A 14,369-nucleotide genomic window follows, 5' to 3' on the forward strand; every position below is an offset into this window, starting at 1 on the left:
CCTTAAAGCGGTGCAGACGAGATCGGCGCGGCTCTGCGCGTTCACGAGGTCTCGAGTTCGTTGTCGAGGTAGCCGAAGAGTTCGTCGTCGGTGGCCGACGCGAGGTCGGACTCGGCGTCCTCGTCCGGGTCACCGGCGTGGGTTTCGCTCCACCGGGCGAGCAGGGCGCGCAGGCGCAGGTCCGCCTTGGTGACGGCGCCGTCGTCGGTGAGGGCGAACAGGACGTTCTCCAGCTGGTCGAGCTGGTCGAGCACGTCGGTGTCCGGCTCGGTCCCGTTCTGGGCGAGCAGGGGCAGGACGTGCCGGGCGATGGCCGCGGGCGTCGGGTGGTCGAACACGAGCGTCGAAGGCAGCCGGAGGCCGGTGGCGGTGGTGAGCCGGTTGCGCAGTTCCACCGAGGTCAGCGAGTCGAAGCCGAGGTCCTTCAGGCCGCGGCCCGGCTCGACCTCGGTGCCCGCGGTGTGGCCGAGCACCGCCGCGACCTGGGCGCACACCAGGTTCAGGACCGTCTCTTCGCGTTCCTGCGCGGTCTGGCCCACGAGGGTGTCGGCGAACGGGACGGTGTCGGCGGGGGGTGCCGTCGCTGCACGGCGGACCGGGGCACGGACCAGGCCGCGCAGCAGGGGCGGCAGGGTGCCGTCCGCGAGCTGTGCGCGCAGCGCGGTGGTGTCGAGGCGGAGCGGTGCGAGGACGGCGCGGTCGTCGTCGGCCGCGGCGTCGAGGAGCGCGAGCGCGTCCTCGGTGGGCAGTTCGAGGACTCCGGAGCGGCCGAGCCTGGCCCGGTCGCCCTCGTCGAGCCCCGCCGTCATGCCGCTCGCGGCCGCCCACATGCCCCACGCCAGGGAGACGCCCGGCAGGCCGAGGGCCCGGCGGCGGAGTACGAGGGCGTCGAGCGCGGCGTTGGCGGCCGCGTAGCTCGCCTGGCCCGCGCTGCCGAGGAGTCCGGCGGCGGAGGAGAACACGATGAACGCGGACAGGTCGGCATCCCTGGTCAGTTCGTCCAGGTGCAGCACGCCGTCGATCTTCGGGGCGAACACGCGGTCGACCCGGTCGGGCGTCAGGGACTCCAGTACGCCGTCGTCGACGACGCCCGCCGTGTGCACGACCGCGCCGAGGGGCGCGTCGAGCGAGTCGAGCATCGCCGCCACGGACGCGCGGTCGGCGACGTCGCAGGCGGCCACGGTCACCCGGGCGCCGAGGGCCGCGAGTTCGTCGCGCAGTTCCGCCGCGCCTTCGGTGGCCAGGCCCTTGCGTCCGGCCAGGACGAGGTCGCGTACGCCCCGTTCGGTGACCAGGTGGCGGGCGACCAGTGTACCCAGGGTGCCGAGGCCGCCGGTGACCAGGACCGGGCGGTCCGGGTCGGGGCGCCAGGTGTCTTCGGGCCGCGGGGCGTCAGTGCGGGCGCGGGTGAGCCGCGGGACCGTGATCTTCCCTTCCCGCAGGGCGAGTTGAGGCTCGTCGGTGCCGAGCGCGGCGGGTACGGCGCGGGCGGACTCCTCGGTGCCGTCGAGGTCGACCAGGGCGAACCTGCCGGGGTTCTCGGTCTGTGCCGAGCGCACCAGGCCCCACACGGCGGCCTGGGCGGGGTCGGGCGCTTCGGGGTCGGCCGCGCCGCGGGTGACGAACACCAGGCGGGTGCCTGTGGTCCGCTCGTCGGCGAGCCATTCCTGGGCGAGTGTCAGCGCCCACACCGTCGCCTCGCGGGTGGCCTCGGCTTCGTCGCCGGACGGCGGCGGGCAGGGGGCGAGCAGGTCGTGTACGCCGTCGAGCGCGCCGAAGTCGGGGACGGTGGGGGCGTCGACGCCGAGACCGTCGTGATCGCCGTCGCCGAGCACGGCGACGAGGCCCTGCGTGTTCTCCCCGGTCGCCTCGGCGGGCGTCCACTCCAGGGCGAGCAGCGATTCGGCGGTCCGCGATGCGAGTCCGCGCAGCTCCACCGGTCGCATGACCAGGGATTCGACGCTCGCCACGGGCCGTCCCGCCGGGTCCGCGATGGTCAGTGACATGTCGTCCTGGCCCCTGGGCGACCAGCGCACCCGCAGCGTCGAAGCGCCGACGGCGTGCAGCCGCACCCCGGTGAAGCTGAACGGCAGCCGGGGGCCGCCGCCGCTCTCCTCGAAGGCGCGCAACCCGGGTGCGTGCAGGGCGGCGTCGAGCAGCGCGGGGTGCACGCTGAAGCCGTCGCCACCAGTGCCTTCCGGCAGGGCCACCTCGACGTACGCGTCGGCGTCGAGGCGCCAGGCGGCGCGGAGCCCGCGGAACACGGGCCCGTAGCCGTAGCCGAGTTCGGTCAGACGGTCGTAGACGTCGTCGACGTCCATCGGTGTCGCGCCCTTGGGCGGCCAGACGGTGAGCTCGGCCGGCGGGGTGTCACCCGTGGTGAGCGTGCCGGTGGCGTGCTCGGTCCACGGCTCGTCCCGCTCGGCGTCCTCGGCCCGCGAGTGGACCCGGATGCCGCGCCGCTCTTCGGTCTCGGCGCCGACGGTGACGCGCAGGGCGAGGCCGCCGCGTTCGGGCAGCACCATGGGGGCGTGCAGGGTCAGTTCCTCGACGGTGTCGAGGCCGCAGTGGCCCGCGGCGTGCAGGGCGAGGTCGAGGAATCCGGTGCCGGGGAACAGCACCCGGCCGCCGACGCCGTGGTCGGCGAGCCAGAGCTGGGCCCGCGTGGAGAGCCTGCCGGTGAGGACGACGCCGTCGGAGTCGGGCAGCGCGACGGCGGCGCGGAGCAGCGGGTGCTCGCCCGCGGCGACGCCGAGCGCGGTGGTCGCGCCGTCGCCCGCGGGGGCGACGGCGGCGGTCAGCCAGTACCGGTCGTGCTGGAAGGCGTAGGTGGGCAGGTCGACGCTGCTACCGCGGCCGCCGAGGACGGCCGTCAGGTCGATCCCCGCGCCCCGGACGTGCAGGTGTGCGGCGGCGCGGGTCAGCGCGTCCGGCTCGGGAGCCTCGGAGCGCAGCGACGGGACGAACACGGCGTCGGGGGCGCTGTCCTGGCCCATCGCGGAGAGCGCGCCGCCGGGTCCGACCTCGACCATGGTGGTCACGCCCTGCGCGACGAGCGCGGTCACGCCGTCGGCGAACCGCACGGCTTGGCGCACATGCCGTACCCAGTGGTCGGGCGAGGCCAGTTCGCTGGCGCCGACCGGCGCGCCGGTGAGCGTGGACACGATCGGCAGCGTGGGCGGGTGGGCGGTGGTGCCCTCGACGACGCGGCGGAACTCGGCGAGCATCGGCTCCATCAGCGGCGAGTGGAAGGCGTGGCTGACGCGCAGCCTGGTGACCTTGCGGCCCTGTGCCTGAAGCCGGTCGGCGAGGCCGAGGACCTGCTCCGCGCTGCCGGACAGGACGAGGGAGTCCGGACCGTTGATGGCGGCGATGCCGACGTGCTCGGAGCACTCGGGCGCGATCTCGTCCTCGGTGGCCCGCACGGCGACCATGACGCCGCCCGCGGGCAGTGCCTGCATGAGCGCGCCGCGGGCGGCGACGATCGCGCAGGCGTCGGGGAGCGAGAAGACGCCCGCGACGTGCGCGGCGGCCAGTTCGCCGATCGAGTGGCCCGCGAGCGCGTCGGGCGTCAGGCCCCACGACTCCCACAGGCGGTACAGGGCGACCTCGACGGCGAACAGCGCGGGCTGCGCGTACTCGGTGCGGTCGAGGGCTTCCTGGTCCTCGCCGAAGACGACGTCGCGCAGCGGGCTCGCGAGGAGCGGGTCGAGGTGGGCGAACACCTCGTCGAGCGCGTCGGCGAACACGGGCTGCGTCGCGTACAGGCCGCGGCCCATGCCGATGCGCTGGGAGCCCTGCCCGGCGAAGAGCACGGCGAGCCTGCCGCCGTCGGGGGCGCCGCGCACCACGGTGGGGGCGTCGATGCCTTCGGCCAGCGCGTCGAGTCCGGCGCGCAGTTCGGGCGCGCTCGTGCCGAGGACGACCGCGCGGTGGTCCAGCGCGGCCCGTCCTGCCGCGAGCGTCGCGGCGACGTCGACCGGCGAGAGCTCGGGCCGCTCGTCCACGGTGGCGGCCAGGCGGGCGGCCTGGGCGCGCAGCGCGGTGGTGTCGCGGGCGGACAGCGCCCAGCCGAGGGGCCCATCGGGCTCGGCGGGGGCTACGGGTTCGGTCTCTTGGACCTCTTGGACCTCTTGGACCTCTTGGACCTCTTCGGCCTGTTCGAGGATGACGTGGCCGTTGGTGCCGCTGACGCCGAACGCGGAGACGGCGGCCCGCCGGGGCCTGCCGACCTCCGGCCACGGCCGCTGCTCGGCGAGCAGTTCCACGGCGCCGGTCGTCCAGTCGACGTGCTGGGAGGGCTGGTCGACGTGGAGGGTGCGCGGCAGTACGCCGTGTCGCATCGCCTGCACCATCTTGATGACGCCCGCGATGCCCGACGCGGCCTGGGTGTGGCCGATGTTCGACTTCAACGCGCCCAGGAGCAGCGGCCGTTCGGCGGGGCGGTCCTGGCCGTAGGTGGCGAGCAGTGCCTGTGCCTCGATGGGGTCGCCGAGCCGGGTGCCCGTGCCGTGGCCCTCGACGGCGTCGACGTCCGGCGCGGTCAGGCCCGCGTTGGTGAGTGCCGCGCGGATGACGCGCTGCTGCGCGGGGCCGCTGGGCGCGGACAGGCCGTTCGACGCGCCGTCCTGGTTGATCGCGGAGCCGCGGACGACGGCGAGGACCTCGTGGCCGTTGGCGCGGGCGTCGGAGAGGCGCTCCAGGAGGATCAGGCCCGCGCCCTCGCCCCAGCCGACACCGTCGGCGGCGTCGGCGTAGGGCTTGCTCCGGCCGTCGGGGGCCAGGCCGCCCTGGAGGCTGAACTCGGCGAACGGCGTCGGCGTCACCATGATCGCCGCGCCGCCCGCGAGGGCCATCGTGCACTCCCCCGACCGCAGCGCCTGCACCGCGAGGTGCAGGGCGACCAGCGAGGACGAGCAGGCGGTGTCGATGGTGACGGCGGGGCCGCGCAGGCCGAGGGTGTAGGCGATGCGGCCGGACACGACGCTCATCGCGTCGCCGGTAAGGCGGTAGCCGTCCATCTCGGGCGTGGCCTGCGCCAGGCTGCCCGCGTAGCTCTGCGGGGACGCGCCGACGAACACGCCGGTGAGGCTCTCGCGCACCGACGTCGGGTCGACGCCCGCCCGTTCGAATGCCTCCCAGGCCAGTTCGAGGATCTGCCGCTGCTGGGGGTCCATCGCGAGGGCCTCGCGCGGGGCGATGCCGAAGAAGTTCGCGTCGAACCCGCCCGCGTCGTCGAGGAAGGCGCCTTCCAGCGTGCGGCTGCGGCCCTGGGCCGCCGCGTCGGCCGGGTAGAGGCGGTCGGTGTCCCAGCCCCGGTCGTCGGGGAAGGGGCCGACGGCGTCGCGTCCTTCGGCGACGAGCGACCACAGGTCCTCGGGTCCGCGCACGCCGCCGGGGAAGCGGCAGCTCATGGCGACGACGGCGATCGGCTCGTCGGTGTCGCGGGCCGCGGTCCCGGCCTGTGCGGCGGTGGCTCGCTCGCCGAGGACCACGGTGTGCAGGTGGCGGGCGAGCGCCTCCGGCGTCGGGTGGTCGAACACGACGGTCGTGGGCAGCCGCGTGCCGGTGGCGGTGTTGAGCCGCTTGCGGACCTCGATCGCGGTGAGGGAGTCGAAGCCGAGGTCGCGGAACGCCCGGTCGGGCGTGACGGACTCGGATCCCTCGTGGCCGAGGACCGCGGCCGCGTGGCCGCGCACCAGGTCGAGCAGGTGTCGGTGCTGGTCGGCCTCGTTGAGCCCGCTCAGGCGTTCGGCCAGGGCGCCGCCCGTGGCGGGCTGCTCCGCCTCGTCCTGCTCGGCCAGCGCCACGACCTCGGGTATCTCGCCGATCAGCGGGCGGGAGCGGGCCGCGGTGAAACCGGGGGCGAAGCGGGGCCAGTCGACGTCGGCGACCGTCAGGGTCGTCTCGTCCGCCGCGAGGGCGGTGGCGAGCGCGTCGACGGCGAGCGCGGGCCGCATGGGGCGCAGGCCCCTGCGGCGCAGCTGGCCGTCCAGGTCGTCGGTGACCATGCCCTTGCCCTCGCCGGCCCACATGCCCCAGGACACCGAGGTGGCGGGCAGTCCCGCGGCGCGGCGGCGTTGCGCGAGGGCGTCGAGGTAGGCGTTGGCGGCGCCGTACGCGCCGAGTTCGCCGCTGCCCCAGACCGCGGATCCGGAGGAGAACAGGACGAACGCGTCGAGGTCGCGCCCCGCGCACAGCTCGTCGAGGTGGGCGGCGCCGACGGCCTTGGCCGCGAGGGCGTGGGCGAGGTCCGCGGTGTCCGTGTCGGCCAGCGTCTTGGACACGACGACGCCCGCGGCGTGGAACACCGAGCGGACAGGGGTGCCTTCGGCGTCGAGCCGCGCGAACAGGTCGGCGAGCGCGGCACGGTCGGCGGCGTCGCAGGCGGCGACGGTGGTCCGTACGCCGAGTGCGGTCAGTTCGTCGGCCAGCTCGCGCGCGCCGGGCGCCCCGGCTCCGCTGCGGCTGGTCAGGACGATGTGCTCGGCGCCGTTGGCCGCGAGCCAGCGAGCGACGTGTCCGCCGATGGCGCCGGTGCCGCCGGTGATGAGTGCCGTGCCGGTGGTGCGCCAGGTGGGCGCGGCCACCGGCGCGGGGGCCGGGGTCAGCCGTCGTACGGAGACACCGGAGGCCCGGACCGCCAGTTGATCCTCGTCGCCGCTGCTGGTGAGCACGGCGGCGAGGCGCGTTGTCGACCTGCCCTCGGGGGTGGTGGGCAGGTCGACGATGCCGCCCCAGCGGTCCGGGTGTTCGAGGCCGACGCTGAGTCCGAGGCCCCAGACCTGGCTCTGCGTCGGGTGGGTGAGCGGGTCGGAGCGTCCGACGGACACCGCGCCCGTCGTGGCCAGCCACAGCGGCGCGGCGATCCCGGCGTCGCCGAGGGCCCGCACGAGCGCCAGCGTGCCGGAGAGACCGCTCGGGACGTCGGGCGCCGCGGGGTCGGGCCGTTCGTCCAGGGCCAGCAGGGACAGTACGCCGCTGGGTACGACATCAAGGGCGCGCAGCGACTCGACGGATCCGTCGACTTCGAGGACGTCGGCGCCGTGGGCGCGCAGGGCGTCGACGGCGGCCGTGTGCCACGGGTGTGCCGCCTCGGCGGGCGCGCCGACCACGAGCCAGGTGCCGGTCAGGACCGGTGTGCCGGTGGCGGCGAGCGGACGCCAGGTGACCTTCAGACGCCATGCGTCGACGGCGGACCGCTCCTGCCTGCGCCGACGCCAGTCGGCCAGGCTCGGAAGCACATCGGTGAGCGGCGCGTCGGCGGGAACGTCGAGCGTCGCGGCGAGGTCGCCGCGCTCCACGGAAGCCCAGAACTCCTCAAGTGCCGGGTCGGCGGCCGCCGTCGGGCGGGCCGTGTCGTCGAGCCAGTAGCGCTTGCGCTGGAAGGGGTACGTCGGCAGGTCGACATGTCGTCCTGCGGGCACCAGGGCGCGCCAGTCGAAGGGCAGGCCCTCGACGTACGCCTCGGCGGCCGACAGCAGGAACCGGTCGAGCTCGCCGTCGGTCCTGCGCAGCGTGCCGACGACGATGGCGTCACGGCCCGTCGCGTCCAGCGTCTCGCGCACCCCGAAGGTGAGGACGGGGTGGGGGCTGCATTCGATGAACGTGCCGATCCCGTGCTCAAGGAGGCCACGGGTGGCGTCCTCGAAGCGGACGGTGTGCCGCAGGTTCTGGTACCAGTACTCGGCGCCGACCTCGGTCCCGGTCAGCCACTCCCCCGTCACGGTGGAGAGCATCGGCACCTGCGCGGGTCTGGCCTCGACTCCGGCGAGGAGGGTCGCCAACTCCGCCTGGATGCGCTCGACATGGGGCGAGTGGGAGGCGTAGTCGACAGGAACCCGACGAGCCCGTACGTCATCGGCGGCACAGGACTCCATCAGCTCATCCAGAGCATCCGCGTCACCCGCCACGACCACCGAACCGGGACCGTTCACCGCCGCGACGGAAATCCGGCCCTCCCAGCGCGCGATCCGCTCACGCGCCACCTCGACCGTCACCGCCAACGACACCATCCCGCCCTGACCCGACAGAGCCAGAATCGCCTGACTGCGCAACGCCACAACCCGCGCCGCATCCTCCAGCGACAGCGCGCCCGCCACATGCGCGGCAGCGATCTCACCCTGACTGTGACCCACCACGGCATCCGGCTCGACACCGTACGAACGCCACAACCCGGCCAGCGACACCATCACCGCGAACAACACCGGCTGCACGACATCCACGCGCTCCAACGCCTCAGCATCGGACAGCACATCCCACAACGACCAGTCCACATACGGCGCCAACGCCTCCGCGCACGCATCCATGGAAGCCCGGAACTCCGGCGACGACTCCGCCAGCGCCACCCCCATCTCCAGCCACTGCGAACCCTGACCCGGGAACACGAACGCGACCTTGCCCGCGGGACGCGCCACACCCACCGCCACACGCGCCGACTCAACACCCTGCGCCACCGCAGCCAACGCATCCACACCACCCGCCACCACCACAGCCCGGTGATCAAACACCGACCGCGACAACAGCGCATCCGCCACACCCGCGGATCCCAACTGACCGGCAACGGAGGTGAGTTGACCCGCATGCGCACGCAGCGCGTCTTCCGTGCGGGCGGAGAGCACCAACGGAGTCGGTCCGGACGCCGAAGGCTCCTCGGCCGCTACCTCATCGGGTGCCTGCTCAAGGATCACGTGAGCGTTGGTGCCGCTGATGCCGAACGAGGAAACGGCGGCCCGTCGGGGGCGCGTGACCTGCGGCCACGGCGTGGTCTCGGTGACCAGTGACACCGCGCCGGACGTCCAGTCGACGTGCGGTGTGGGCTCGGTGATGTGCAGGCTCTTGGGCAGTACGCCGTGCCGCAGCGCGAGGACCATCTTGATCAGGCCCGCGACGCCCGAAGCCGCCTGCGTGTGACCGATGTTGGACTTCACGGAGCCGAGCAGCAGCGGCTGGTCCGCGGGGTGCTCCTGGCCGTAGGTGGCGAGGAGCGCGTCCGCCTCGATCGGGTCGCCCAGGCGCGTGCCGGTGCCGTGCGCCTCGACGGCGTCGACCTCGGCGGCCGATACGCCCGCGTTGGCGAGTGCCTGCCGGATGACCTTGCGCTGCGCGGGGCCGCTGGGGGCGGTGAGGCCGTTGGACGCGCCGTCCTGGTTGATCGCGGTGCCCTTGATCAGGGCGAGTACGGGGTGTCCGTTGCGCCGCGCGTCGGACAGGCGCTCCAGGACCACCATCGTGGCGCCCTCGGCGAGGCCGAAGCCGTCCGCGCTGCCGGAGAACGCCTTGCACCGTCCGTCGGGGGCGAGCGCGCGCTGCTTGCTGAACTCGACGAACATGCCTGGTGACGGCATGACCGTGACACCGCCCGCGAGCGCGAGCGGGCACTCGCCGCGCCGCAGCGACTGCACGGCCACGTGCAGGGCGGCGAGCGAGGAGGAGCACGCGGTGTCGATGGTCAGCGCGGGGCCCCCGAATCCGAACGTGTAGGAGAGCCTGCCGGACGCGACGCTCGCGGTGTTGCCGGTGAGGAGGTAGCCCGCCAGGTCCTCGGACGCCTCGTGAAGGCGGGGGCCGTAGTCCATCGTCATGGCGCCGACGAACACGCCGGTGCGGCTGCCGCGCAGCTGTGCCGGGTCGATGCCCGCGCGCTCGACCGACTCCCATGCGACCTCGAGGAGCAGCCGCTGCTGCGGGTCCATCGCCTGCGCCTCGCGCGGCGATATCCCGAAGAACTCCGGGTCGAACTGGTCGGCGTCGTGCAGGAATCCGGCCTCGCGCTGGTAGTAGCCGCCGGGCCGCTCGGCGTCCTCGTCGTAGCGCCCTTCCATGTCCCAGCCACGGTCGGTGGGGAACGGCGTGATGCCCTCGCCGCCCTCGGAAAGGAGCGCCCACAGGTCATCGGGGCCGCGTACGCCGCCGGGCAGGCGGCAGCCCATGGCGACGACGGCGATCGGCTCGTCGTCACCGGCGGCCGCGAAGGCGGCCGTCTCGTCGTCGTCGGCCGGTGCGCCGGTCAGCATCCGGTCGATGTGCTCGGCGAGGCCCCGGCACGTCGGGTTGTCGAACACGGCGGACACCGAGATGGTCAGCCCGGTGGCCGCGTTCAGCAGGTTCCGCAGGGTCACCGCGCCCGCCGAGTCGATGCCGAGGGCCAGGAGCAGCGTGTCCGCGTCGGCGTCGGCATCGGCATCGGACGTCTCGGCCTCGGACACCGCGGTCCCGCCGACGACGGCGGTGACCTGCGCGCGGACCAGGTCGATCAGGAAGGCGTGGCGGTCGGGTGCGGCCGCGAGCCGGTCGGCGAGCGACGGGACGGTGGCGGCCGCGGGGGCCGCGTGCAGGGGGTAGGCGGGCAGCGGCACGGCGCGCGCTTCCCGGCCGTCGAACACGGCTTCCCAGTCGGGGAGTACGCCGTGCGCGTGCAGCTCGCCGAGCGCCGCGGTCAGGCTGTCGACGCCGCCGCGGTCCCTGTGCAGCGCGCCGACGACGGTCGCCTCGACGCCCGCGTCCTCCGCGGTCTCCTGCACGGCCCTGGTGAGGACGGGGTGCGGGCTGGGCTCCAGGAGCAGGTGGTGTCCGTCGGCGAGGACGGCGCGGGTGGCGCTCTCGAAGTTCGCGGTGTGGCGGAGGTTGTGGCACCAGTGGTCCGCGGTGAGCGTGCGCGGGTCGACCCTCGCACCCGTGGTGGCCGTGTAGACCGGCACGTCCGACGGGCGTGCGGTGATCCCGGCGAGGTCGGCGCGCATGCCGTCGAGCACGGAGTCGACCTGTCGGCTGTGTGCCGCGATGCGGATGGCGATGCTTCTGGCTCTGACGCCGTCGGCGGCCAGTTCGGCGAGGAGTTCGGTGGCCTCGTCCTCGGCGCCGGAGACCAGTACCGAGCCGGGGGCGTGCACGGCGGCCAGGTCGAGTCCGTCGTAGCGGGTGAGCCGCTCGCGCACCTCGTCGGCGGAGGCGAGGACGGAGACCATCACACCGCGTTCGAGCAGCCGCACCTGTGCCTTGACGAAGTGGGCCACGACGCGGGCACCGTCCTCGACGGACAGCGCGCCCGCGACGGTCGCGGCCGTGATCTCACCGAAGCTGGAGCCGATCACGGCGCCGGGCCGCACGCCCCAGGAGCGCCACACCTCGGAAAGGGCCACCATCATGGCCCAGAGCGCGGGCTGTCCCACGTCGGGACGGTCGAGGGACGCCGGGTCCGCGGTGCCGCGCAGCGCGTCGAGGACGGGCTGGTCCAGGTGCGGCGCGAGGGCGTCCACGCAGGCGTGCAGATGCTCGGCGAACAGCGGTGACACGGCGAGGAGTTCCTCGGCCATGCCCAGCCACTGCGGGCCGTGCCCGGGGAAGACGAAGGCGGGGTCGACCGCGGCGGCGCGGGAGAGATGTCCGGTCGCGAGTCCCGGCAGGGCCAGGCCGCCCTCGCTGAAGGCGAGCAGATCGGCGGCGAGGCGCTCGCGGTCTCCGCCCGCGAACACGGCGCGGCGGCCGAGTGCGGGCCGGGTGGTGGCGAGGGAGTAGGCGACGTCGACGAGCGGCAGTCCGGGCTCGGCGTGCAGCAGTGTGTGCAGGTCGGCGGCGTGTGCGCGCAGTGCGTCCTGGCTGTGCGCGGACAGCGGGACCGGGACTGCGGGTCCGTCCTGCGCGGTGCGGCCGGGCCCGGGGCGTCCCGCGAGCTGTGCGGCCTCGACCAGGGCGGGGACCCCGGCGCGCTGGGCGTGGTCGGTGTCGTGGTGAGAGGCGATGCGGTAGGCGAAGGTCTCGGTGCGCCGGGCGTCCGCTCGGGTCAGGACGGCGAAGGCGCCGTCCGCCCCGACCAGGGCGAGGGTCCGCTCACCGGACCGCAGGGCGGCGACGGCTTCGGCGACGGGGTCGTGCGTGGTCAGGCAACGGCCTAAGAGGCCGAGCGCGCCCGCCAGTTCGGCTGCGCCGTCGCTCGCCGCTGCCGCACCGTCCTCGGCGGTGTCGACCTCAGCGGTGTCGACCTCGGCGGTGTCGGCAGCCAGATAGACATCGATGTCTGCCCGGTCGTCGGCGCCGATGCCCGCGTCCTCACAGGCCCGCCACGCCGACTCCAGTTCGGCCGTACGACCCGCGGGCAGCGGCACGCCGGTCAGCTCGGCCAGTGCCCCCGCGTCCGCTTCCGCCCGTACCGGCGCCGCGGGTGCGACTCCGATGACGGCGACAGTGTCTGTGTCCACTCGCGCCAATTCGCACATGACAGTTCTGCCCTCGTCAGTCGTCTCACTAGAACCGAACGCATGCATGAACCCATGCATGACACATACATGACTGGCCTGAATTGACTTCGCGCATTTCTCAGCCAATCCGCCGCGACAACAATCGCAAGTCAAGACCAGTGCTCCAGAAAATGTCAACCAAGGACTTTTCCGTCCGAGTGCGGCCTGCCGCGTTGACTCGACACTCTCGGGCGGGCAATGCACACCCCAGGACGAACGCGCACCAACAACGACACACATGCGCGCGGAACTACCATACAAACTTCCAGCTCACAGCGGTGTCAGGGCCGCGTTAAGGCCGATGCCCTTTCGAACAACGGTCATGCCCTAACGGTCACGAGTCCCTTCCTGTACGACCCATGGGGTCAGGCGCACGCCGAGCGGCCAGAAAGTTAACAGCAAGCGCATTCACCGAAACCTGCCCGTCATGAGACCGTTAGAAATACGCCAAGCAGGCCCCAGGAATGCGCCACCCTTCCCCCCCTCCAATTGGCGAGAACCCATTGCCTGGCAGGCCGAAAACGACTCACAGGGGGACGTGTCGCAGTTCACACGGTGTTCACGCCACGGCAGCACGGTGCCGACATGAAGCGGCCATGACATTTAGAAGGCCAATGGAGTCATAGACGTGTGGGGTACGGGGAAACACCGCCTCGCGAGCCACCGAGCCTTAGTCCGCCCTTTACGTGGACTCCATGGACCCAGGGGCCTTGCGCGGGCGCCGGACTCGATACAGAGATGAAGGGAAGATGCTCAAAAAGCCCGACTGGTTGCACGGGCGGGCCACGGAAAACGAGTTGATAGCGCGACCCGTGCCCTGCGGCTGACCCAACGGTATCGGGGCGGGCAGGGCCCGTTCCACCCAATCCGCCGGTGGTTATCAAAAGCGGAATGCCACTTCTCATTTAGCGGTCGCAGCGGCCGCCGTACACAACGGACGAGCCGTCAGGTATGCCGGTGCGAATCACCCGCTCCGCCGCGATCAGGCATTACCCCGCGTAAGCTTCGCGTCCGCGATACCGGGAAAGAGGGCATGCGGTCAACGCGTACCCACTCTCAGAAGGCGGGCACTTCCGGACTCGCCGCGCCCGCTCCGCCGCTCCCGGGATCCGTATACCGCCCGCTTCGGGCGGCCGCGTCGACCAGTGCCCGCACCGGGGGCAGCCAAGGCCGTTCGCGAGGACCGGTCAGGACGAGCCGTCTGCTGTGGTGCGGGACGACCCGCACCAGCACGAGGTCATCGGGGACCAGCGGCCGTGAGACCTCCGGCAGGATCGAGACGCCGAGACCCGCCTGGACCATGCTGATGAGCGTGCCGAGGTCGCGTACGCGGTGGGCGAGGGAGTACGCCACGCCCGCGAGCCGGTGGATGACACGGATGTGCCGTTCGCAGCCGTTGGGCGAGAGGATCAGCGGGTCGTCGGCGAGGTCCCCCACACGCACGCACGGCTCGCCCGCCAAGGGGTGGTCGAGCGGCAGCAGGGCGAAGAAGGCGTCGACTCGCAGGAGAGTGCCCAACTCCCCCTCACCATCGGCGACTTGTGGTGGGTCGACCACGACCGCGGCATCGGCGGCACCGCCCGCGAGCCACACGTCGATCTCCTCGCCGCTGCCCTCGAACACCCGGACCCGGACGCCGGGCAGCCGCTCGGACCACTGGCTCAGCAGCGCGGGAAGGAGCCCCTGGCGGACCGTGGGCGTGGCCGCCAGGCGCACCGTGCCGCCCGTCGCCGCGTCGTGCCGGGCGGCCGCGTCACCGATCGCGTCGGTGGCCGCGAGCGCGGCGCGGGCGTGCGGCAGGACGGTGTCGCCAAGTGCCGTGGTGCGTACGGGCGTCGAGCGGATGACGAGCGGCGCGCCGAGGGCACGTTCCAGCGCGGCGAGGGCGTGCGAGACGGCGGACTGGCTCAGCCCGAGATCCGTCGCCGCCGCCCCGAAGCCGCCCGCGTCGACGACCGCGACGAAGGCGCGCAGCTGCGGCAGGTTCAGCGCCACGTGTTCCTCTCCTCTTCACCGTCCGACGTCATGGAGCTCCCGTATGAGGCCTCCGCACGGCCCATGCCGTGAGCCCGTGTCATGAGCCCCTCTCATGCCCCCATGAATGATCTTTGTTGGACCCATCTTCGCCGACCA

General features: G+C 73.2%; 2 protein-coding genes. Both read right to left on the reverse strand.

All coding sequences use genetic code 11. The annotated features are described in order from the left end of the window. Window positions 1-41 precede the first annotated feature (41 nt). Window positions 42-12,197: a type I polyketide synthase gene (locus CP970_RS03335; RefSeq protein WP_055545166.1), complete on the reverse strand. Its 12,156-nt coding sequence runs from the start codon at window positions 12,195-12,197 to the stop codon at window positions 42-44. A 1,095-nt stretch (window positions 12,198-13,292) separates the two neighbouring features. Beyond that, window positions 13,293-14,231: a LysR family transcriptional regulator gene (locus CP970_RS03340; protein ID WP_055545165.1), complete on the reverse strand. Its 939-nt coding sequence runs from the start codon at window positions 14,229-14,231 to the stop codon at window positions 13,293-13,295. Between the last annotated feature and the right edge of the window lie 138 nt (window positions 14,232-14,369).

The sequence above is a fragment of the Streptomyces kanamyceticus genome (genome assembly GCF_008704495.1).
Lineage (GTDB): Bacteria > Actinomycetota > Actinomycetes > Streptomycetales > Streptomycetaceae > Streptomyces > Streptomyces kanamyceticus.